Source organism: Nocardiopsis sp. NPDC006938, from assembly GCF_042869555.1.
In the GTDB taxonomy this organism is placed as follows: Bacteria; Actinomycetota; Actinomycetes; order Streptosporangiales; family Streptosporangiaceae; genus Nocardiopsis.
Genome location: NZ_JBIAGA010000016.1, coordinates 21,756 through 43,214, shown reverse-complemented (window position 1 = coordinate 43,214; position 21,459 = coordinate 21,756). Strand labels below are relative to the sequence as shown.

Here is a 21,459-nt window from a genome sequence, read left to right as displayed (position 1 = left end):
GCGCATGACTTCCGTCGCGCACCCCGAGCTCGAAGGGCTCGGAACATATGAGTACGGCTGGGCCGACTCCGACGTGGCCGGAGCCTCGGCCCGTCGTGGCCTGAACGAAGAGGTCGTCCGGGACATCTCGGACAAGAAGAGCGAGCCGGAGTGGATGACCAAGCTCCGCCTCAAGTCGCTGAAGCTCTTCGACAAGAAGCCCATGCCCGACTGGGGCGCGGACCTGTCCAAGATCGACTTCGACAACATCAAGTACTTCGTGCGGTCCACGGAGAAGCAGGCCACCTCCTGGGAGGACCTGCCCGAGGACATCAAGAACACGTACGACAAGCTGGGCATCCCCGAGGCCGAGAAGCAGCGCCTGGTCGCCGGTGTCGCCGCCCAGTACGAGTCCGAGGTCGTCTACCACCAGATCCGCGAGGACCTGGAGGAGCAGGGCGTCATCTTCCTGGACACGGACACCGCCCTCAAGGAGCACCCGGAGATCTTCGAGGAGTACTTCGGCTCCGTCATCCCGGCCGGTGACAACAAGTTCGCCGCGCTGAACACCGCCGTGTGGAGCGGCGGGTCCTTCATCTACGTGCCCAAGAACGTGCACGTGGAGATCCCGCTCCAGGCCTACTTCCGGATCAACACCGAGAACATGGGCCAGTTCGAGCGGACGCTGATCATCGTCGACGAGGGCGCCTACGTCCACTACGTCGAGGGCTGCACCGCGCCGATCTACAAGTCGGACTCGTTGCACTCCGCGGTCGTCGAGATCATCGTCAAGAAGAACGCCCGCTGCCGTTACACGACCATCCAGAACTGGTCGAACAACGTCTTCAACCTGGTCACCAAGCGCGCCATCGCCGAAGAGGGCGCGACCATGGAGTGGGTCGACGGCAACATCGGCTCCCAGGTGACCATGAAGTACCCGGCCGTCTACCTGATGGGCGAGCACGCCAAGGGCGAGACCCTGTCGATCGCCTTCGCGGGCGAGGGCCAGCACCAGGACACCGGCGCCAAGATGGTGCACTGCGCGCCCAACACCTCTTCCAAGGTGGTCTCCAAGTCGGTGGCGCGCGGCGGCGGCCGCTCCTCCTACCGCGGCCTGATCCAGGTCCAGGAGGGCGCCCACCTCGCCAAGTCCTCGGTGGAGTGCGACGCGCTGCTGATCGACACCATCAGCCGTTCCGACACCTACCCCTACAACGACCTGCGCGAGGACGACACCGAGCTCGCGCACGAGGCCACCGTCTCCAAGGTCAGCGAGGACCAGCTCTTCTACCTGATGAGCCGCGGGATGGGCGAGGAAGAGGCCATGGCCATGGTCGTCCGAGGATTCGTGGAGCCCATCGCACGGGAGCTCCCGATGGAGTACGCACTGGAGCTCAACCGTCTGATCGAGCTCCAGATGGAAGGATCGGTGGGATAAGTTGACGACCGCGAACACAGAGCCCAAGGCGCACAGCCACGGGTTGGGACAGATCCCTGTCTCCAAGCTCGACACGCACGGCTCCCAGGACGTGGACGCCTTCCCCGTCCCGAACGGGCGTGAGGAGGAGTGGCGGTTCACCCCGCTGCGCCGCCTGAAGAAGCTGCACGACTGGAAGGGCGCCGCCGACGGCACCGACGAGGTCTCCGTGGACGCGCCCGAGGGCGTCACCGTGGAGACGGTCGGCCGTGACGACGAGCGGCTCGGCAAGGCGGGCCTGCCCGTCAACCGGGTGATCGCGCAGGCCTACACCTCCTTCGAGAAGGCCACCGTCGTGACCGTTCCGCAGTCGCTGGCCGCCGACAAGGCGATCACCATCGACCGCAAGGGTCTGGGCGGCACCGCGTTCGAGCAGCTGCTCATCGACGTCAAGCCGATGGCCGAGGCCACCGTCATCATCACGAACACCGGCACCGGTGTCCGCGCGGGCAGCCTCGACGTCCACGTCGGCGAGGGCGCCAAGCTCACGCTCGTCACGCTCCAGGAGTGGGACGACGACGCCGTCGAGGTCAGCCAGCACAACACGCGGGTCGGCAAGGACGCCAGCTTCCGGTCGATCGTCATCACCCTCGGCGGTGACGTGGTCCGTCTGTCGCCGCGCGTGTCCTACGACGACCGGGGCGGCAACGCCGAGCTCTACGGGCTCTACTTCTCCGGCGACGGCCAGCACCACGAGCACCGCTCGCTGATCGACCACAACGTGTCCAACACCCGCTCGCGGGTGGACTACAAGGGCGCGCTGAGCGGTAAGGACGCCCACGCGGTCTGGATCGGTGACGTGATCATCGGCGAGGGCACCACCGGTACCGACTCCTACGAGAACAACCGGAACCTCCAGCTCACCGACGACACCCGGGTGGACTCCGTCCCGAACCTGGAGATCTTCACCGGTGAGGTGGCGGGCGCCGGGCACGCCAGCGCCAGCGGGCGGCTCGACGACATCCACCTGTTCTACCTGCGTTCGCGCGGTATCCCGGAGGAGGAGGCGCGCCGCCTCATCATCCGCGGCTACTTCCTGGACATCGTCAACCGCATCGACGACCAGGACCTGCGCGACCACGTCATGGAGAAGGTCGAGCGGAAGCTCGCCGCGCATGAGTGAGCAGGGCGGTTGGGTCAAGGTCGCCGAACTCGACGAGATCCCCGAGGAAGGGGCGCTCGGCGTCGAGACCGACGACGAGACCCCCATCGCGCTGGTGCGCACCGAGGGGCAGGTCTACGCGCTGCGGGACGTGTGCTCGCACGCGGAGGTGCGCCTCTCGGAGGGCGAGGTCGAGGACGGCACCATCGAGTGCTGGCTCCACGGCTCGTGCTTCGACCTGCGCTCGGGGGCGCCGGTCAACCCGCCCGCGACCCAGCCGGTCCCCACCTACGACGTGAAGATCGACGGCGACGACGTGCTCGTGTCGCTGGATGACAAGAATTCCTGAGGCCTGAAATGACGAAGTTCGAAATCCGCGGTCTGCGCGCCGACGTCCTCATCAACGAGGACGAGCGGCAGGAGATCCTCAAGGGCGTTGACCTCACCATCAACTCCGGTGAGACCCACGCCATCATGGGCCCCAACGGCTCCGGCAAGTCCACCCTCGCCTACGCGATCGCGGGCCACCCGCGCTACGAGATCACCGAGGGCGAGGTCCTCCTCGACGGCGAGAACATCCTGGAGATGGAGGTGGACGAGCGGGCCCGCGCCGGCGTCTTCCTCGCCATGCAGTACCCGGTCGAGGTCCCGGGCGTGTCCATGTCCAACTTCCTGCGCAGCTCCGTCGGCGCGGTGCGCGGCGAGGCTCCCAAGCTCCGCCAGTTCTCCAAGGAGCTCCAGGGCGCGATGAAGGACCTGTCCATCGACCCGGCGTTCGCCGCCCGCGGCGTGAACGAGGGCTTCTCCGGCGGTGAGAAGAAGCGCCACGAGATCCTCCAGCTGGAGCTGCTCAAGCCCAAGGTCGCCATCCTGGACGAGACCGACTCCGGCCTGGACGTCGACGCGCTCAAGATCGTCTCCGAGGGCATCAACCGCGCCCAGGAGAGCAACGACCTCGGCGTCATGCTCATCACGCACTACACCCGCATCCTGAAGTACGTGCGTCCGGACTTCGTGCACGTCTTCTCGGGCGGCCGCATCGCCGAGTCGGGCGGCTCCGAGCTCGCCGACGTCCTTGAGTCCGAGGGCTACGAGCGGTTCGTGAAGGCGGGCGCGTAACCATGGCCCTCCGCGAGCCCGGTCAGCCCGACACGGCTCCGCTCGACACGCGGGCGATCCGGGAGGACTTCCCGATCCTCTCCCGGACCGTCCGCGACGAGCGCCCGCTGGTGTACCTCGACTCCGGGGCGACCTCGCAGAAACCGCGCCAGGTGCTGGACGCCGAGCGCGGGTTCTACGAACGCCACAACGCGGCGGTGCACCGTGGGGCGCACCAGCTCGCGGAGGAGGCCACCGACGCCTACGAGTCCGCCCGGGAGACCATCGCCCGGTTCGTCGGCGCCGACGCCGACGAGGTGGTGTTCACCAAGAACGCCACCGAGGCGGTCAACCTGGTCGCGTACGCGATGAGCAACGCGGCCACGGCCGACGAGGAGCTGCGCCGGTTCCAGGTCGGCCCCGGCGACGAGATCGTCGTGACCGAGATGGAGCACCACGCCAACCTGGTGCCCTGGCAGCAGCTGTGCCAGCGCACCGGGGCGACGCTGCGCTGGTTCCCGGTCACCGACGAGGGGCGTCTGGACCTGTCGGACCTGGGCGAACTGGTCAACGAGCGCACGAGGATGGTGGCTTTCACGCACCAGTCCAACGTGCTCGGCACGGTCAACCCGGTGGCCGCGATCACCGCGCGGGCCCGGGAGGTCGGCGCGCTGGTCCTGCTGGACGCCTGCCAGTCGGTGCCGCACATGCCGGTGGACGTGCGTGACCTCGACGTCGACTTCCTGGCCTTCTCGGGGCACAAGATGCTCGGTCCCAACGGGATCGGCGTGCTCTGGGGGCGCCGGGAGCTGCTCGCGGCCATGCCGCCCTTCATCAGCGGCGGTTCGATGATCGGCGTCGTGCACATGAGCCACTCGACCTGGGCGGACCCGCCGCAGCGCTTCGAGGCCGGTGTGCCGATGGCCCCGCAGGCCGTCGGTCTGGCCGCCGCCTGTGACTACCTCTCCGAGGTGGGCATGGACCGGGTCGCCGCGCACGAGCACGCGCTCACCGAGTACGCGCTCAAGCACGTCGGCGCGATCGAGGGCGTGCGCGTCGTCGGTCCGACCGAGGCCGTCGACCGGGGCGGCGCGGTGTCGTTCGTGGTGGACGACATCCACCCGCACGACCTGGGTCAGGTCCTGGACGACCGGGGCGTGGAGGTCAGGGTCGGGCACCACTGTGCCTGGCCCCTGCACCGCAAGCTCGGTATCGTCGCGACCACACGGGCGTCGTTCTACCTCTACAACACGTTGGAGGACGTGGACGCGCTGGTGGAGGCCATCCGGGCCGCCCAGAGGTTCTTCGGGACCCGGGACTAGTACGAGGATTCTGCCTGACCATGCAGTTGGACGCGATGTACCAGGAGATCATCCTGGACCACTATCGGAACCCGCACCACAAGGGGCTGCGCGATCCGTACAACGCCGAGGCGCACCACATCAACCCCACCTGCGGGGACGAGGTGACGCTCCGGGTGACCCTGGCTCCCGCCGCCGACGGCGGCGCGCTCGACGAGAGGGCGGTCGTCAGCGACGTCTCCTACGAGGGGATGGGCTGCTCGATCAGCCAGGCCAGCACTTCGGTGCTGACCGACCTGCTCATCGGCAGGACGGTGGCCGAGGGTATGACGACCCTGGACGCGTTCACCGAGCTGATGCAGTCCAAGGGCAAGGGTGAGCCGGACGAGGACGTGCTGGAGGACGCCGTGGCGTTCGTCGGCGTGTCCAAGTACCCGGCCCGGATCAAGTGCGCCCTGCTGGGGTGGATGGCCTGGAAGGACGCGGTGTCGCAGTCCTTGGAGAAGGAAGGCGCCTGAATGAGCGACAACGAGACCACGACGACCGAGACCGCCGAGAAGACCGAGGCCGCTCCGCGCTCCCCTGAGGAGGAGGCGCTGGCCGAGGAGATCGCGGAGGCGCTCAAGGACGTGATCGACCCCGAGCTCGGCGTGAACATCGTCGACCTGGGTCTGGTCTACGGGGTGAACCACGACGACGAGTCGATCACCCTGGACATGACCCTGACCAGCGCGGCCTGCCCGCTGACCGACGTGATCGAGGACCAGGCCAACAGCGCCCTGGACGAGTTCGAGCGCGACGTGAAGATCAACTGGGTCTGGATGCCGCCGTGGGGTCCGGACAAGATCACCGACGACGGACGGGACCAGCTGCGCATGCTGGGCTTCAACGTCTGATCCGACTCCGTCGGAGTGCGGGCCGGGTTCCCTCGGGGGGCCCGGCCCGTGGTGTGTCCGGGTGGCCCCCGTCGCGGCGCCGTCCGGCGGTGGTGCATGATGCGGCTATGGCATCCCCCTCCGTCTCCGGTTCCGATGCGGACCTTCCCGGTGTCCCCGTAGAGCCGCGCACCTCCGCCTGGTGGATTCCCGTGTGGGTGCTGTCCGCCTGTGTCTGCCTGGCCGCGGCTCTGACGACGCACGCGTCCCTGTTCCTGGTGGCGTTGCACTCCCTGACCTGGGGTCTGGCACCGCTGTTGTTCTGGCTGTGGCCGCTGGTGTGGCTGCTCGTGCTCCCGGTGGGCCTCACGCACTTCGTGCTGGTGTGTCTGCGCAGACCCGGTGCCATGCGCCGTGGTCTGCTGGTCGCGCAGGCCGTGATGATGGCGCTGTACCTCGCGACGACATGGGGCCTGGTCGCCGTCGTGGCGGCGAACGGAAACCTGTTCGTGGTCTGAGCCCTCCGCGCGGGTGCGCTGACGAGGTCTTCGGCGCCGGTGCCGGTCGGGTTCAGTGCCGGTGCCGGTCGAGCCCGGCCATGTCCCGTACCTGGCGGGCGACGTCGTGCGGGGTGCGGGCGGCCCTACGGAAGGGGATGCGGACGTCGTGGTCGCCGTCCGGCCCCTCCCACCGCAACCGAAGCCCGTGCCGGTCCACGCCGAGCGGGCGCGGGCGACCGGGCGGAAGCGGGGTGCCGCAACGGGCGGCCAGGGCCCAGAGCACGTCGGGGTGGTCGTCCTCCAGGTGGCGCAGCCAGGGGCCCTCCCACCGGCCGAAGGGGTCGGCCGCGGCGTCCGTGAACTCCTCCGGGTGCAGCAGGTGGCAGCCGTCGTGGTCGGAGTGGATGATCAGGTGCGGCTCCATGACGACCAGGGTGCGTCCGTGGCCGAGGTCGAGCAGGCGCTCGTCGGGGTCGTCGGCCAGGGCGGCCAGGGCGCGGTCGCGGGCCTCGCGGAGCGGGGGCACGCGCAGCGTGCCGCTGATCCACAGGAGCGAGCGCGTGGGGTCGCGCAGGTCGACCGGGGCGGTGTCGGTGAACTCGACGGTGGCCTCCAGGGCGCCGTCGCCGATCTCGGCGAGGACCCGGTGCTGGTCGGGGACGAGCAGGGTGACCTCGCCCTGGAACGTGGTGTGGCACGCTGCGCCGGTCAGGTGCAGGCAGACGTCGTCGCTGGTCACCGTGGCCGGGTTGGGTCGGGCCAGGACGGAGCGGGCCCGTTCGGCGGGGGAGGGGGCGAGGGACTTCGGGTACGGGAGCAGGAGGACCACCTCAACTCTATTAGGTAAGGCTAACCTACATCCTGTGGTCGCGTCGGGGAAGCCCCGGAACGGCCCGACCGCCCGTCGAACCCCGCACCGGCAGGGCGCCCGACGCGAGAAGGGGCCGCACCGGAACTCCGGTACGACCCCTCGACGAGGGCGAACGCCTCAGTGGGCGGCGAACATGGCGGTGCGCAGCTCCCCGGCGATGTCCTCGTCCCCACGCAGCGACAGCGCCTCCAACAGCGACTGCGGGTCCGCCAACGACTCGTCACCGTTGTCGGTGATCCGGCGCGAGAGGATTCTGAGTGCCTCCTCCGGCGCGGCCGGGGCCGTGTAGCCGATCAGGTGCAGGGCGCGCGCGGCGGGCGGGTGTCCGCTCAGGTCGCCGGCGGGAAGCTTGCGCGCGTCCAGTCGGTCGCCCGAGACCGTGATGAACATCCGGTCGCCCGGCTGGGCGGCCTGACGCCGCAGCAGCGGCCGCAACGAGTCGAAGGCGGGCTGGTCACGCCAGACCAGGACGAGCAGGTCCGCGCCGGGCGCCGTCAGGCACAGCAGGCGCCCGGGCTGAAGGCCCAGGTGGGTGGCGTAGCCGGTGGGAACCGCGACCGGGGCACCGTTGAGGTGGTCCGCGGTGATGTCGATGCGGTGCCACCAGCGTCCGTCCGGGGCCCGGAAACAGCGGGCCGACGCGGCCGGGTCGCTCGTCCCCGGTCGTACCGGGGACGGGTGGACCGGGTGGGCCAGCGGCGGGACCGGGGGCGCCATCGGCACCGGCGGCGCGACGGCCCCGAACCCGACCTGCTCGGGACCGGTTCTGACCTGGTGGGAGGGCTCGGCGGCGTGGGCTGCTGGCTCGACGGGGCCGGGCTGTCCGTCGGGTCGGCGCCGGATCGGCAGACCGTTCTCGGTGGTGGCGCCGGACCCCTCGGGGGTGTGGTTGTCGCCGGGGGCCTCCATGGGAACGGAGGAGTCCACATACACGTGGCCGTCGCGCAGACTCACCCCGGGCGTGCTCAGCAACCAGGCCCGGAGCTCCTGCTGGCGGATGCCGATCCGGCCCAGGCGGATGCCCGCCTCGGTCAGGTTGGGGGCGTCACCCAGCAGTTCGCGGGTCTGCCAGCGCAGCTTGTTCGGATCGTCGGCGATGAGCCAGCCGTTGTGCATGCGCCGGTCGGTGAACAGGGTGATGATCACGCGCCAGAGCGGGGTGTGCAGCGTGGGCACGTCCACCGGGTGGTCGGGGTGCGCGTTGATGAGCCGGTCGATGGTGGTCGCCGAACCGAGCTGTTCGGAGAGCTCGCGCAGGTGTTTGGTGATGGCGGCGCCCTCGGGCGAGCCCAGCCAGCGCAGCAGGCGCTCCTCCACCTTACGCTGGGCCCCGCGGATCTCGGTGACGTCCACCGAGATCTGCTCGGAGAGGACGCGGATGCTGATCGGGTCGGTGGCGAAGAGGCGTTCGGCGGCCACCGTCCGCTCCAGCTCGGGCCAGGAGCGGAACATCTCCTCGACCTGGTCCACCAGCGGGTGCTGGCCCAGGACCGGGGCCGGGGGCTCCTCCACGGGTTCGGGTGCGGGGGCCTTGGTCCGGCTGAAGCTGGGGCGGCGCAGGGTGCGGCCGGGGCCCAGCAGGGAGCTGCGGAACTGCGAGCGCAGGTCGCCGACACCGCTGCTCGCGGTGGCGGCGGCCTCGGTGGCGACGGCGTCGGCGCTCAGGACGGACCCCGGGATCATCGCCGCCGAGCTGACCATGCCGCCGACCGGGGCGGGGGTCTCCGGAACGGGGGTCTCCGGGGTCGGGGCCGCCCGCTCGGGCGCGGGTTCGGCGACGGGCGGGTCCTGGTCCCGTTGGGCGCGCAGCGCGCGCAGGGTGCGGATCGCACGGGTGGCGGGGGTCTGGGGCGGGCTCGCCGACCCCTCGGAGTCGTCGGCCCGGTCGGGTGCCCCGCCCGCGCCGGTCGCGCTCTCCAGGTAGTCCAGCGCGCTGCGCACGTGTTCGGGGGCGGCGTCGGGCAGCCAGTGCGCGATGGTGCGCACCGCCTCCGTCATCAGGGCGGGGGAGGGGGTGGGCCCGCCGGGGAGTTCGCAGCAGGGTTGGAGGGCCCGCCAGGCGATCGTGCTCACGACGTCCAGTACTCCGCAGCCAGGCAGACGCCACTCGCGCATCTCCTGGGGGCAGGCCGCGATGAGGCGGTCCCAGTCACCCGCGGTGGCGACCACCGCGCCCCGGACCGGTTCGGCCAGGTCGGAGCAGTCCACGGGTTGTGCGCGCAGGCTCGGCAGGAACTCCGACAGGGCGATGTGCCCCCAGTGTTCGACCGCGAGGCGCGCCAGCCCGTTCGCCAGCCAGGGCGGACCGGCGATGTCCAGGACCCGGGTGAGGGGCAGCGAGTGCCACCAGCCGTCGATGAGACGGTCGTGGTGGAGCAGTGGTGCCACGTCCGGCGACCTCGACCACCGCAGGGCGGGCGCGAGGTCGACGAGGCAGATCGGAGAGACGGCGTTCATCCGCTGGGGACCTCGACCTCCTGGTGTCTGCACGTGAATTGGGGAGGAACCGCACGGGCCTTCGGTTCGATGCACCACAGTACGCGCCCTTGACCCGGACGAGGACGGATCTTGGCCCGACTCGATCGCTGCCGCGTGGGGGCACGGCGGACCGAGGGGCAGGGGTGCCGTGAGCACTTCCCCGAGATCGTACGTGCCCCGGGGCCACATGGGTAGTCCCGGGAGCGACGGACCGCCGATACCCGGGGGTGACCTCCGCGTGTGATCACCGTGACCAAGGAGATTCGCCCACAGAGGTCGCCAGGGGCTGTGAGCTACCTCATAAGGGACTTCTGGCTCTTCTCGGGCGCACCGGGCGTTGTCCCCTCGGGGCTCCGACGGCGTGGGCGGGACCGGCGCGCTGACGTTGGTCGCGGGTATGCTGGACGGGCACTGTCCTCGCCCGAGCGTCCCTCGGCCGGGTGTCCGCGACGCGGTTCACCCCGGGTCCGACGGTGCTCGGGCATTCGGGCCAGCGGCAGACCGCGACCCGCCAAGACTTCCGTCCCGCGCACCCCGGCGCATGGCAGGCGAGGGACGGTCGATCCGGATGATTGGTTGACGTGACAGACCTTGAGATGAATCCCCCCGCTGCTGCGCCCGCGAACAGACCGGAACTCATCCGGTCCTACGTGGCGATCGGTGACAGCATCACAGAGGGGATGGAGGACGACAGCGGGCCCGGCGGCGAGTACCGGGGCTTCGCGGACCGCCTCGCGGAACACCTGGGCACGCTCTCCCCGGACTTCCGCTACGCCAACCTCGGCGTCCGAGGACGTCGGATGAAACACATCTTCGGCGAACAGCTGGAGCAGACCCTCGCCTGGAAGCCCGACCTGGTCACCGTGCTCGCGGGCGGCAACGACGTCCTGCGCCCCGGCGGGGACCTCGACGCGCTGGCCGAGAAGTTCGAGTGGGGCGTGCGCCAACTGCGCGACGCGGGCATCCGCGTGGTGATCCTCGCGGGCCACGACACCGGCTGGATTCCGGTCCTGCGCCTGTACCGGGGCCGGATCGCGGTGTTCAGCATGCACATGCGGGCCGTGGCCGAACGCACCGGGACCGAGATCGTCGACCTGTGGGCGCTCAACGCCCTCAACGACCCCCGGGCCTGGAGCGACGACCGCCTGCACCCCAACGGCGCCGGGCACCAGATCGTCGCGGCGCGCGTCGCCGACCTGCTGGGCCACCCGATGGGACCACCCGAGTCCTGGACCGACCCGTGGGCCACCCCGCCCCAGCAGCTGCCGCGTATCCTGCGCCGCCGTGAGGGCCGCCGCTGGGCCCGCCAGTACCTCGTCCCGTGGCTGCGCCGCCGGGCGATGGGGCGCTCCTCCGGCGACGGCCTGCTGCCGCGCCGACCCGAGCTGGACTACCTGCACGACGAGAAGACCCGTGAGGAACTCCGCGAGCGGTTGAGCCAGGCCGGCGCCGACACGCACTTCAACGACTACGCGGCGGATGACACCCCGCCGACCAGCAGCCCCTCGGGCACCAAGGGCCCCGAACCCCTGCGCTGACCCGACCGGTCTCCCACGGTGGCCGCGCTCCCCGCACCCGCGGGGACGCGGCCACCGTCGCGTTCACACCCCCCACGCGCGCGGGCCGGGTGGACGGGCGGGGACCGAGCCGCGCTCAGCGCGCCCCGGCCCCGGTCACTGCCGGGCCAGGGACTGGATGAGGTCGCTGACGTGCACGACCCCCACACACTGGCCGTACGGGTTGGTGACGATCAGGTCGTCGTACACGCGCTCGCGGTCCTGCCCGGCCACCCGCAGCGCCGAGATCGCCGACATCCACGCGGGCACGGTCCGGGGCGACTCCGCCAACCGCAGCGCGGGGCGCTTGGCGTGCAGGGCGTGCCCGTACCGCCCGGTCACCGACAACAGGAACCGGGTCCGGTCGATGACCCCGGTCGGCCGCTCCCGGTGATCGATCAACACCACGCTGTTGAGCGCGGTGTCCTGGGTGAAGGCCTCCATGACGTGCTCGCCCGTGGACTCGGAGTCGAAGTCCAGCGGAGGCACCATGAACTCGGTGACCCTCGGGCCCGCGTCCGAGTCGTCCAGCGCGGTGGCCGCGGGCTCCGGCACGGGGTTCACCCGCTCGCCGGGCCGCCACCCCGGCCCGGCGAAGAACGCGCCGCAGCCCAACCGCACCCCGCACTCCCGCAGACGCACGATCTCCTCGCCCCGGTCCACCCCGGTCGCCATCGCGTACACGCCGCTGCTGCGCCCGATCCGGGCCAGGCCGTCCACGATCCCCCCGTTGCGCTGGTCGCCGTCGATCCCCGACACCAGGACCGGGTCCAACCGGATCAGGAACGGCGTGGCCTCCACCACCAGGTCCGGCCGGGCCATCGCGGTGCCGAAACCGCACCGGAACCCCAGGGAGCGCAACCCCGCCACGGCGGTCAGCACGGTGGCCCGGGGCAGCTCCACCAGATCCGGGGTGAGCATCAGGGTGACGTCGCGCGGTCGGCGGCCGGCCCGTCGCAGGGCGCTCTCGACCAGCCCCGCGAGCCCGGTGCCGTCGGCGAGTGCCACCGAGGGCAGCGGCAGGACCAGCGGCACCAGGCTCTCGACACCGTCACCCGCGCGGACCAGCGAGGCCAGCCACTCGGCGACCAGGGCGGGGCCGCCGCCCCGGCCGTCCGGACGGCCCAGACCGGCGGGAACGTTCGCGACGACCTCGACCGCCACCACGGCGCCGGAGTCCAGGTCCACGACGGGACGGAAGGCCGGACCACGGGGACGGGGCGCCGACCGCTCGTCGGCACCGGGAACCGGCCGGGTCTGTGTGCGAGGCAGGGTGGACACGTCGTCCATGGTCGCGCGCGGGGCGCGCCGACCTGAAGACCCGCGCGGCGGAGTTCAACCGTTCTTGGGACGCGGGCCGCCGGGCGTTCACGCGGGGTTGACGGCCGCCACGGACACGACAGGGGGCGTCACCCTGCGGTGACGCCCCCTGGGGACCTGAGCCCGTAGGTCGCGCACGGGCCCGCTCGATCAGGCGCGGCGGAAGGCCACCGCGATGTTGTGGCCGCCGAACCCGAAGGACTCGTTGATGGCGGCGACGTCCCCGGCCGGCATCTCCCGGGGCTTGTCGCGGACGATGTCCACGGCCACCTCCGGGTCGAGCTCGGCGATGTTGATGGTCGGCGGGATCTGGCCCTCGTGCAGCGCCAGGATCGTCGCGATCGACTCCACCGCGCCCGCGCCGCCCAACAGGTGGCCGGTCATGGACTTGGTGGAGGTCACCGCCACCCGGTCGGCGGCGGCCTCGCCCAACGCCGAGCGGATCGCCCGGGTCTCCCCGACGTCCCCGGCCGGGGTCGACGTGGCGTGCGCGTTGACGTGCACGATGTCGCTCGGGCTGAGGTCCGCGTCGGCCAGGGCCTGGGTGATGGCGCGGGCCTGACCGGCGCCCTCCGGGTCGGGCATGACGATGTCGTGGGCGTCGTCGGTGTAGCCGACCCCGGCCGCGTGGGCGTACACGTGCGCGCCGCGCCTGGCCGCGTGCTCGGCCGACTCCAGGACGAGGATGCCCGCGCCCTCACCCATGACGAAGCCGTCGCGGTCCTTGTCCCAGGGGCGGGAGGCGGTCTGCGGGTCCTCGTTGCGGGTGGACAGCGCGCGCATCGACGCGAAGGAGGCGATGTTCAGGGGGTGGATCGCGGCCTCGGTGCCACCGGCGATCACGACGTCCGCGCGGCCCGCGCGGATCATGTCGACACCGTTGGCGATCGCCTCTGCGCTGGAGGCGCAGGCGCTGACCGGGGCGTGGGCGCCCGCGCGCGCGGTGAACTCCAGGGCCACGGCGGCCGCGGGGCTGTTGGGCATGAGCATGGGCACGGTGAACGGCGAGACCCGCTTCCAGCCCTTCTCACGGAAGGTGTCGTACTGCTCCAGGATGGTGAGGATGCCACCGATCCCGCTGGAGACGACCACACCGAGGCGGAGGGGGTCGACGTCGGGGGCTCCGGCGTGGTCCCACGCCTCCTGGGCGGCGATCAACGCGAACTGCTGGGTCCGGTCGAGGCGGCGCAGCCGGGGGCGCGGCAGCTTCTCGGAGGGCTCCTGCGCGATCTGCCCGGCGAAGTGCACCGGAAGCTTCTCGTGCCAGTCCTCCGGCAGCATGCTGATCCCGGAGCGGCCGTCGAGGAGCGCGGACCATGTGGTCGCGACGTCACCCCCGAGGGGGGTGGTGGCGCCGAGGCCGGTGACGACGACATCGGTCTTGGACATGATCCGATCGCCCTTCTCGTGGGTCGATCCCCCGGCGCTGTCCGCCGGGAGGCGTGGCGAATGAGTGGGTCTGGGGTGTCCTCGGTGGGGACGGGGCGGGCCGCCGGTCCGGGGTGGGGACCGGCGGCCCGGACACGCTACTTCTGGATGAAGTTGATGACGTCCTGGACCGTCTTGAGGTCCTTGAGCTGGTCGTCGGGGATCTCCACGCCGAACTTGTCCTGCGCGGCGACGGCGATCTCGACCATGGACAGCGAGTCGATGTCCAGGTCGTCCACGAACGACTTCTCCGGGGTCACCTCGGCGGGCTCGGTGCCGACGATCTCCTCGACGATCTCGCCGAGGCCCTTGAGGATGTCCTTCTCGCTGTGGTCGGCCATGTTCTTCTCCTTGCTTGACGAATGTGGTGTCGGGTGGCGTTCCCGGGCGGGGCGGGCGGACCCTCCCCGGTGGGACCGGACGGATCAGGGGATGCGGATGACCTGGGCGGCGTAGACCAGGCCCGCGCCGAACCCCAGGGTGAGCACAGTGCTCCCCGACGGCAGTTCCCCGCGTTCGACCATGCGCGAGAGCGCGAGAGGGATCGACGCTGAGGAGGTGTTGCCCGCGGTGACGATATCGCGGGCCACGAGCGCCTGCGGCGCCCCCAGCTTGCGCGCGATGGACTCGACGATCCGCAGGTTGGCCTGGTGCGGCACGAAGGCGGTGAGCTCGGTGGGCTCCACACCCGCGCGTTCCAGGGCCTCCAGGGCCACCTTGTACAGCTCGGTGGTGGTCCACCGGAAGACGGCCTGGCCCTCCTGGTAGAGGTACTTGCCCTCGCGCAGGTGGATCGTGTCGGCCCGCTCCCCGGAGGAGCCCCAGACGACCGGACCGACGCCGTGGTCCTCGGAGGCCGAGACCACGGCGGCACCGGCTCCGTCGGCGAAGATCACACAGGTGGACCGGTCCTGCCAGTCCACCCAGTCGCTGAGCTTCTCCGAGCCGATCACCAGGACGTTGCGGGAGCTCCCGGCCCGAACGGAGTCCGAGGCCAGCCCGAGCGCGTAGACGAACCCCGCACACGCGGCGTTGACGTCGAAGGCGCCGGGAGCGTCGATGCCGAGCCGGGCGGCCACGGTCGCGGCGGTGTTGGGGATCTGGTCCTGCGCGGTGCAGGTGGCCACGATCACCAGGTCGATCTCCTCGGGGGAGATCCCGCCCGCGGCCAGGGCCTTGCCCCCGGCCGCCACGGCCATGCTCGCCACGGTGTCCTCGGGGCCCGCGACGCGACGCTCCCTGATGCCCACGCGGCTCTGAATCCACTCGTCGGTGGTGTCAACGCGGGACTCCAGGTCGGCGTTGGTCACGACCCGCGACGGCTGGTACCCGCCGAGGGAGCGGATCGCGGCGCCGCCGGGCGCGCTCGGGACGTTGAACATGCTCAGCCTTCCTGCTGGCCCGCGGGGGAGGCGGTCCCCGCGTGCTCCTTGATGAGGGCGCCGGCGCGTTCGAGGTCGTCGGGGGTCTTCACCGCGAGGATCTCGATGCCGCGCAGGGCGCGCTTGGCGAGCCCGGCGAGCGTGCCCGCCGGAGTCAGCTCGATGAACGCGGTCACCCCGAGGTCGGCGAGCGTGTCCGTGCACGCGTCCCAGCGGACGGGGGAGGAGATCTGCGAGACCAGGCGGTCCAGGTAGTCGGCGCCGTCGGCGACCACGGCGCCGTCGGCGTTGGACAGCAGCCGCACGGTTGGGTCCGCGGGGGTCAGGCCCCGGGCGGCCTCGCGCACCCGCTCGACCGCCGGGGCCATGTGCGAGGTGTGGAAGGCGCCCGCCACGGACAGGGGGCGCAGCCGGGCCCGCTCGGGCGGGTTCTCGGCGAAGGCGGCCAGCTGGGCGGTGGTGCCCGCCGCCACGATCTGACCGGAGCCGTTGTCGTTGGCCGGGGTCAGACCGGCGGCCTCGATCGCGGCCAGGACGTCCTCGCGCCGCCCGCCCAGGACGGCCGTCATCCCGGTCTCGGTGCGGGCGGCGGCGTCGGCCATCCCGCGACCGCGTTCGGCGACCAGGGCCAGGGCGTCCTCGGGGGAGAGCACACCGGCCAGCGCCGCGGCGGTGAACTCGCCCACGCTGTGCCCGGCCGTGGCGTCCACGAGGGAGGACGGGGCGGGCAGCGGGGCGCCGGGGGCGGCGTGCGGGGCCAGGAGCGCGCTGGCAGTGGCCAGACCGGCGCTGACCAGCAGCGGCTGGGCGACGGCGGTGTCGCGGATCTCGTCCGCGTCGGCCGTGGTGCCGTAGCGCACGAGGTCGAGCCCGGTCACCTCGGACCACGCGGAGAACGTCTCGGCCATGCCGGGGAGTTCGAGCCACGGGGAGAGGAAACCGGGAACCTGGGCGCCTTGGCCTGGAGCAACGATTACAAGCACGACATCAACCTTGCCCTGTAGGAGATCACCAGTTGGATAGGGAGAGACACGAAGTTCACCGAAGTCGGTTTGTAGGTAATCCACAAATCGTCGCCGGTCATGTGTCCACAAGCCCGAAACGGGTGGAGGGGATCACTTTCCGACGGTACGCGGAGCCCCCGGAGCGCCGGTCCCGGGCCCGGTCGGCACCGGCGTGACGGCCGACACGGGACATAACCCGGGACCGGGTGCGGAGGGGATGCGAACCTAGACGGGTGAACACCGAACCCCGACCGACCGAGGACGGCGCGAGCGCGCCGACCGGGAACGGCGCCCCACAGGAACAGATCCGCGCCGAGACCGTACGCCGACTGGAACGCTCCATGGGGGTGCTGGGCACCGCCGCCGTCAGCCGTATGGAGGAGCGGCTCGCCTGGTTCCGACGCATGTCGGCCCAGGACAGGTCGTGGATCGGCCTCGTGGCGCAGTCCGGTGTCGCCGCCTTCGTGGACTGGTTCCGCGACCCGGAGCGTGGTCGGCCCGCCATCACGGTGGAGGTGTTCGGCACCGCCCCGCGCGAACTCACCCGTTCGGTCTCCCTCCAGCAGACCGTCGACATGATCCGTGTGGTCATCGAGGTCGTGGAGGGCCAGGTGGACGACCTGGCCGCGCCCGGCGGCGAGCAGCAGCTGCGCGAGGCCATGCTCCGCTACACCCGGGAGGTCGCCTTCAGCTCCGCCAAGGTGTACGCCCGGGCGGCCGAGGCCCGCGGGGCCTGGGACGCCCGGTTGGAGGCGCTGATCGTCGACGCCCTCCTGCACGGCGACCAGGTGGAGGGCCTCCAGACCTGGGGGTCGGCGCTGGGCTGGTCGCACACGCCGGTGATCGCGGTGGCGGGGGACATCGGCGACGAGGACGGCGGCAAGGTCATGGACGACCTGCGCTCGGCCGCGCGCCGACTGGGCTACGACGTCCTCGCGGGGATGCAGGGGCGCCGAGTGGTCCTCGTGGTCGGGGTGGGCGACCGCCACCCGGTCGACGAACTCCCGGCGGCGCCGGTGGAGCCGCTGGCGGGGCTGTTCGGGGACGGCCCGGTCGTGGTGGGTCCGGCCGTGCCCGACCTGCACGCGGCGGGGGCCTCGGTGCGCTCGGCGGTGAACGGCCTGCGCGCCGCCGTCGCCTGGCCTGACGCCCCCCGGCCCGTGCTCGCCGACGACCTGCTGCCCGAGCGGGCGCTGGAGGGCGACGCGGAGGCGCGCCAGCAGCTGGTGACGGAGGTGTTCCTGCCGCTCCGGGGCGCGGGCTCGCCCCTCCTGGACACGCTGTCGGTGTACCTCGAACACGCCTCGTCACTGGAGGCCACGGCGCGGATGCTCTTCGTGCACCCGAACACGGTGCGCTACCGGTTGAGCCGGATCTCCGAGCTCACCGGGCACATCCCCTCCGACGGCAGGGGCTCCTTCGTGCTGCGGGTGGCGGTGGCCCTGGGGCGCCTGTCCGAAACCCGCGACGGGGCGTCCTGACGGCGGTCTCCTGAGGGGGTGGCCAGGGTGACCTCCGTCACGCCGTCATCCGATCGTTACCTCCCTTTTCTGCTGATTTATGGAAGTTTCACCAGCGTCGGGTATGTGTGTAACTGACCGTGTGCGCCCGGGGACAACGCGAAAAGGGATAGCTTTGATACGGGCAGGTTGCGGGTGGAGCCAGAGGCGACGAAACCCTCGGGCGTCGCTCCCCGCACCGCTCCGTCACGACGTTAATGGGGGGTCCAGCGCTGTGGTCGAGCGACCGAGGAAGAGGTTCCGGATACTACGCCCGGTGATCGATTTCGTACTCCAGCCCACGCAGGAGGGCGAGCTGCGCCGGCGGGTGCTGTTCTGGCTCCCCGCGCCGCTGCCCGTCCTGGGGCTGGTCTACCTGCTGGTGGGCGGTGCGATGTCCGCCTCCGGCTGGACGATCCTGCTGGCCGCCAGCGTGGGAGTGGGCACGCTGCTGCTCGCGATGATCGTGCAGCCCACACCGCTCCCCGAAGGGTTGGCGCCGCCGGTCTCGGCCCGCCGGTCCCTGCACCGCTTCCGGCAGTTCACCCAGCTGAGAGTGGCCCTGGCCCTGGTCCCCGTGGCCATCGGCGCCGCCGCCGCGATCGCTGGCGGCGGTATGTACCCGCTGTTCGCCGCACTCGCCCTGGCCTGGCCGCAGCTCCTGCTCGCCATGCCGACCTTCTTCACCATCACCAAGGCCCGGCGCGCCATGGAGGCCTGGGGCACCACCGCCTACCTGTGGCACGCGCTCTCCCGCCCCGCCAAGGTCACCTGGCCGGTCGTCACCCCGCTGGCGCGCTCCTACCGCGCCTGGCGCACCGACCGCGCCCGCCGTCTGGCCCGCCAGAAGCAGGAGGACCAGCAGCAGGACCAGGCCTGGAAGGAGGCCGTGGACGAGGAGAAGCGCAACCCCACCGAGGCTGCGGCCCCCGTGGAGCGGCGGCCGGAGAACGGGGGCCCCGGGCTCCAGCGCACCCGCAAGCTGCACGCGCTCCCGGAGGAACTCGACGACCACGACAACGAACCCACGGCCCTGCTGGCCCAGCCGGACCTGAAGGCGGACGAGGGCGCCCACCCGTCGGCCTCCGGGCCGCGCGGCACCGTCAACCGGGCCGCCCGCCAGCTCCTGGAACAGGGCGGCGCGCTCAGCCTCAGCGTGCGCAACCGGCGGCGCGGGCACGCCAGCCGCCGCCCGCCCACGCACAAGCCCTAGCCGCGAGCTCCCGGGCGGTTCGATCGTCACGGCGTCCCCGAGCCCGCCCTCCCGGGTCGTGGACGCCCCGTGCCGCAGCCCTGGGCACGGGCCCCTCCGGCGGCGCCCCACACGGGCGCCGCCGGAGCCGCTCCCCGAGGACGCGGCCGTTCGGGCGGAAGGGGCCTCACACGCGCACGCGCCGCCGGACCTCGGGCAGGGCGTCGTCCCCGCCCTGCGGACAGTGGTACCAGCGGGCCTCGGCCTCACGGCCGTCGAAGACGACCTCGCCGATGGTGTTACCGAAGTACGGCCGCTCGTCCAGCGCCCACGAGAGCGGAGAGCGGCGCACCCCCGCCAGCCGGGTCAGGACCCGGCCCGCCAGGTGCAGCGGCCAGCTCGCGGACAGCGTCGCGGCGCGGCGCAGGTTCGGGGAGAGCTGGTTGCACAGCGCCGAGGAGACCAGCTGCGCGACCCGCGCACCCGTCTCGCCCGCCCGGGCCCGGGCCCGGGCCAGGTAGGAGAAGTGCACGTCCCCGCCGAGCAGGAGCACCGTGGCGGGCGCCGGTCCGCGACCGCCGCGGGCCACGTCCAGGACGGCGTTCGCGAGGCGGTGGAACGAGTACTGGAACGCGCCCCAGTGCTCCAGGTCCAGAGCCTGCCGAAGACGTTCGGCGGGTCCGCGCGCAGCGGAGCCCCAGGCTCCGGCGCACACCGCCTCGCTCCAGGCCTCCAGGTGGTGCACCGAGGGCGGCAGCAGCACGGGGACGGTCGAGGCCACCACCAGGTGGTCGGGGCCGCCGGTGAGGTGCCGGTCCAGCCATTCGTGCCCGTCCGGGCCCAGGATGGAGCGAGAGCCCCCGGGGAGGTCGTCCTCGCCCAGGGACCTGCCGCAGCGGGTGTCGGCCACCAGGACGCGCACGCCGCCCACGTCGTGCCGGTGGCTCCAACGGTAGGCGGAGGGCTCCTCGTGCGCCCGCCAGGCGAACGCGTCCACGGTGTCCCGGGCGTCGGTGCCGCGCTCGCGGTGGTCGCGCACCGCGGCCCACAGCGGGTCCTTGGCACGGGCGTCCGGTGAGAGGTTGCCCACGTGCTGGTACACCCAGTAGGCGCCGATACCGCTGGTCACGCGGGTGCGCCACCACGGGTGTCCGTCCATCCGCGCGCGCCACGCGGCGGAGGTGTTCCAGTCGTCGCGGATGTCGTGGTCGTCGAAGACCATCAGCGTCGGGACCGTCGACAGCAGCCAGCGCACCTGGGGGTCGGACCACGCCTGGCGGTACAGCTCGGCGTACTCGTCGAAGCGCACCACCTCGTCCTCGGGCGCGCCGTCCGGGTCGCTCCCGCCCCGGGACTCCCGCAGGTACGCCCGCATGGGTTCCTGGACCTCGTCGGCGTACACCTGGTCGCCGACGAGCAGCAGGACCAGGTTGTCGGAGGTCGGGTCCTCGCGGGACAGCCGACGGGCCGTCGCACGGAGCATGTCGGGGCCGTAGCGCACCAGGCCCTCGGGGGTGTCACCGGTGGGCGTGTGGCAGGAACCGTACAGCAGGCGCGTCGGCGCGTCCGGCGACAGCGTGCGCAGGACACTGGGCGGCAGCGGGCTGTCGGGCTCGGGCCACACCCGGTCCTCACCGAGGAAGACCTCGTACGGGAGGACGGAACCCGGAGCCAGGCCCTCGATTTCGCACACGGCGTAGTGGTGGCCGTGGACCGTGAAGGTACGGGCGGCCCAGACCTGAGCGCCGTCCACACGGACCCGGACGTCGCAGGGGGCGTCCGTCTCCACCCACACCGTCGCCGTGGCGGGGCCCACGTGGCGTAGCACGGGCCCCAAAAGTAACGAGACAGTCACCCTTATCCCTTCTTTCGTCCAGTTTCACACACGTCAAGCAGGAGTATGGCCTCTTCAGGACGCTTCGTTCACCCGCGGATTCCCGGGTGATGGTTGCACCGGGGGCCAGCCTGCGCGAAGGTGTCGCTATGCGGACACAGATCCTTGAGCTGCACACCGGTGGGACGGAGGGCATCACCGACATCACCGCGCGGTGCGCCGACTTCGTCGCCGGGAGCGGCGACGGCCTGCTCAACGTCTTCGTCCCGCACGCGACCGCGGGCGTGGCGATCATCGAGCTGGGCGCGGGGTCCGACGACGACCTCCTGGCCACCCTCGACGACCTCCTGCCCGCCGACGACCGGTGGCGCCACCGCCACGGCTCCCGGGGGCACGGACGCTCGCACGTGATGCCGGCCCTCGTCGCGCCGCAGACCACGGTGCCAGTACTATCCGGCAGACTCGAACTGGGAACGTGGCAGTCCATCGCCATCGTGGACCTGAACGTGGACAACCCGGACCGGCAGGTCCGGCTGTCCCTCCTGGAGTCCGGATGAGCGGAT

20 protein-coding genes are annotated in these 21,459 nt (G+C 71.7%); 12 read left to right on the top strand and 8 right to left on the bottom strand.

Annotated features, from left to right (window positions below; all coding sequences use genetic code 11):
- Positions 1–4 precede the first annotated feature (4 nt).
- The 8 genes from sufB to ACFYL4_RS21650 all read left to right on the top strand — a co-directional run bounded on the left by sufB (position 5) and on the right by ACFYL4_RS21650 (position 6,350).
- Positions 5–1,417 carry a Fe-S cluster assembly protein SufB gene (gene sufB / locus ACFYL4_RS21685; protein WP_357764217.1) on the top strand — a complete coding sequence of 471 codons (1,413 nt, stop codon included), beginning with the start codon at positions 5–7 and terminating at the stop codon, positions 1,415–1,417.
- Position 1,418: 1 nt separating this feature from the next.
- A complete protein-coding gene (gene sufD, locus ACFYL4_RS21680) occupies positions 1,419–2,579 on the top strand; it encodes a Fe-S cluster assembly protein SufD (RefSeq protein WP_387520404.1) in 1,161 nt (386 codons plus the stop codon).
- Complete coding sequence (locus ACFYL4_RS21675; protein ID WP_357764223.1) at positions 2,572–2,907, top strand: non-heme iron oxygenase ferredoxin subunit; 336 nt, start codon at positions 2,572–2,574, stop codon at positions 2,905–2,907. Before sufD ends, ACFYL4_RS21675 begins: the two co-directional genes overlap by 8 nt.
- A gap of 8 nt (positions 2,908–2,915) precedes the next feature.
- Positions 2,916–3,677 carry a Fe-S cluster assembly ATPase SufC gene (gene sufC / locus ACFYL4_RS21670; RefSeq protein WP_357764226.1) on the top strand — a complete coding sequence of 254 codons (762 nt, stop codon included), beginning with the start codon at positions 2,916–2,918 and terminating at the stop codon, positions 3,675–3,677.
- A 2-nt stretch (positions 3,678–3,679) separates the two neighbouring features.
- Positions 3,680–4,978 carry a cysteine desulfurase gene (locus ACFYL4_RS21665; RefSeq protein ID WP_357764228.1) on the top strand — a complete coding sequence of 433 codons (1,299 nt, stop codon included), beginning with the start codon at positions 3,680–3,682 and terminating at the stop codon, positions 4,976–4,978.
- 20 nt (positions 4,979–4,998) lie between these two features.
- Positions 4,999–5,475: a Fe-S cluster assembly sulfur transfer protein SufU gene (gene sufU / locus ACFYL4_RS21660; RefSeq protein ID WP_357764231.1), complete on the top strand. Its 477-nt coding sequence runs from the start codon at positions 4,999–5,001 to the stop codon at positions 5,473–5,475.
- A complete protein-coding gene (locus ACFYL4_RS21655) occupies positions 5,476–5,853 on the top strand; it encodes a metal-sulfur cluster assembly factor (protein ID WP_357764233.1) in 378 nt (125 codons plus the stop codon).
- Between the two features lie 107 nt (positions 5,854–5,960).
- Positions 5,961–6,350, top strand: coding sequence for a hypothetical protein (locus ACFYL4_RS21650; protein WP_357764236.1), 390 nt, complete (start codon positions 5,961–5,963; stop codon positions 6,348–6,350).
- 52 nt (positions 6,351–6,402) lie between these two features.
- Here the strand turns inward: ACFYL4_RS21650 and ACFYL4_RS21645 are convergent, their stop codons facing one another.
- Both ACFYL4_RS21645 and ACFYL4_RS21640 read right to left on the bottom strand, forming a co-directional pair.
- Positions 6,403–7,161: a DUF2470 domain-containing protein gene (locus ACFYL4_RS21645; protein ID WP_357764238.1), complete on the bottom strand. Its 759-nt coding sequence runs from the start codon at positions 7,159–7,161 to the stop codon at positions 6,403–6,405.
- Between the two features lie 159 nt (positions 7,162–7,320).
- On the bottom strand, positions 7,321–9,660 hold the full coding sequence (locus ACFYL4_RS21640) for a hypothetical protein (RefSeq protein WP_387520399.1): 2,340 nt from the start codon (positions 9,658–9,660) through the stop codon (positions 7,321–7,323).
- Between the two features lie 617 nt (positions 9,661–10,277).
- Here ACFYL4_RS21640 and ACFYL4_RS21635 point away from each other — a divergent pair.
- Positions 10,278–11,219 carry an SGNH/GDSL hydrolase family protein gene (locus ACFYL4_RS21635; protein WP_357764244.1) on the top strand — a complete coding sequence of 314 codons (942 nt, stop codon included), beginning with the start codon at positions 10,278–10,280 and terminating at the stop codon, positions 11,217–11,219.
- Between the two features lie 135 nt (positions 11,220–11,354).
- Here the strand turns inward: ACFYL4_RS21635 and ACFYL4_RS21630 are convergent, their stop codons facing one another.
- From ACFYL4_RS21630 to ACFYL4_RS21610, 5 genes are all read right to left on the bottom strand, one after another.
- Positions 11,355–12,527, bottom strand: a complete 1,173-nt coding sequence (locus ACFYL4_RS21630; protein ID WP_387520396.1) for an EAL domain-containing protein — start codon at positions 12,525–12,527, stop codon at positions 11,355–11,357.
- Between the two features lie 180 nt (positions 12,528–12,707).
- Positions 12,708–13,946, bottom strand: a complete 1,239-nt coding sequence (gene fabF / locus ACFYL4_RS21625) for a beta-ketoacyl-ACP synthase II (protein WP_387520394.1) — start codon at positions 13,944–13,946, stop codon at positions 12,708–12,710.
- A gap of 137 nt (positions 13,947–14,083) precedes the next feature.
- Positions 14,084–14,326, bottom strand: a complete 243-nt coding sequence (locus tag ACFYL4_RS21620; RefSeq protein ID WP_387520391.1) for an acyl carrier protein — start codon at positions 14,324–14,326, stop codon at positions 14,084–14,086.
- Positions 14,327–14,410: 84 nt separating this feature from the next.
- A complete protein-coding gene (locus ACFYL4_RS21615) occupies positions 14,411–15,367 on the bottom strand; it encodes a beta-ketoacyl-ACP synthase III (RefSeq protein WP_357764254.1) in 957 nt (318 codons plus the stop codon).
- Between the two features lie 2 nt (positions 15,368–15,369).
- Complete coding sequence (locus tag ACFYL4_RS21610) at positions 15,370–16,350, bottom strand: ACP S-malonyltransferase (RefSeq protein WP_387520388.1); 981 nt, start codon at positions 16,348–16,350, stop codon at positions 15,370–15,372.
- Positions 16,351–16,604: 254 nt separating this feature from the next.
- Here ACFYL4_RS21610 and ACFYL4_RS21605 point away from each other — a divergent pair, with 254 nt between their 5' ends.
- Both ACFYL4_RS21605 and ACFYL4_RS21600 read left to right on the top strand, forming a co-directional pair.
- On the top strand, positions 16,605–17,852 hold the full coding sequence (locus ACFYL4_RS21605; protein ID WP_357764260.1) for a helix-turn-helix domain-containing protein: 1,248 nt from the start codon (positions 16,605–16,607) through the stop codon (positions 17,850–17,852).
- 295 nt (positions 17,853–18,147) lie between these two features.
- The gene (locus ACFYL4_RS21600) at positions 18,148–19,083 is read left to right on the top strand and encodes a hypothetical protein (protein WP_357764263.1); all 936 of its coding nucleotides are present in this window, start codon (positions 18,148–18,150) and stop codon (positions 19,081–19,083) included.
- 166 nt (positions 19,084–19,249) lie between these two features.
- Here the strand turns inward: ACFYL4_RS21600 and ACFYL4_RS21595 are convergent, their stop codons facing one another.
- The gene (locus ACFYL4_RS21595; RefSeq protein WP_387520384.1) at positions 19,250–20,917 is read right to left on the bottom strand and encodes an alkaline phosphatase D family protein; all 1,668 of its coding nucleotides are present in this window, start codon (positions 20,915–20,917) and stop codon (positions 19,250–19,252) included.
- A 128-nt stretch (positions 20,918–21,045) separates the two neighbouring features.
- On the opposite strand from ACFYL4_RS21595, the gene ACFYL4_RS21590 reads away from it, so the two are divergent.
- Positions 21,046–21,453, top strand: a complete 408-nt coding sequence (locus tag ACFYL4_RS21590; RefSeq protein ID WP_357761800.1) for a secondary thiamine-phosphate synthase enzyme YjbQ — start codon at positions 21,046–21,048, stop codon at positions 21,451–21,453.
- The last annotated feature ends 6 nt before the right edge of the window (positions 21,454–21,459 follow it).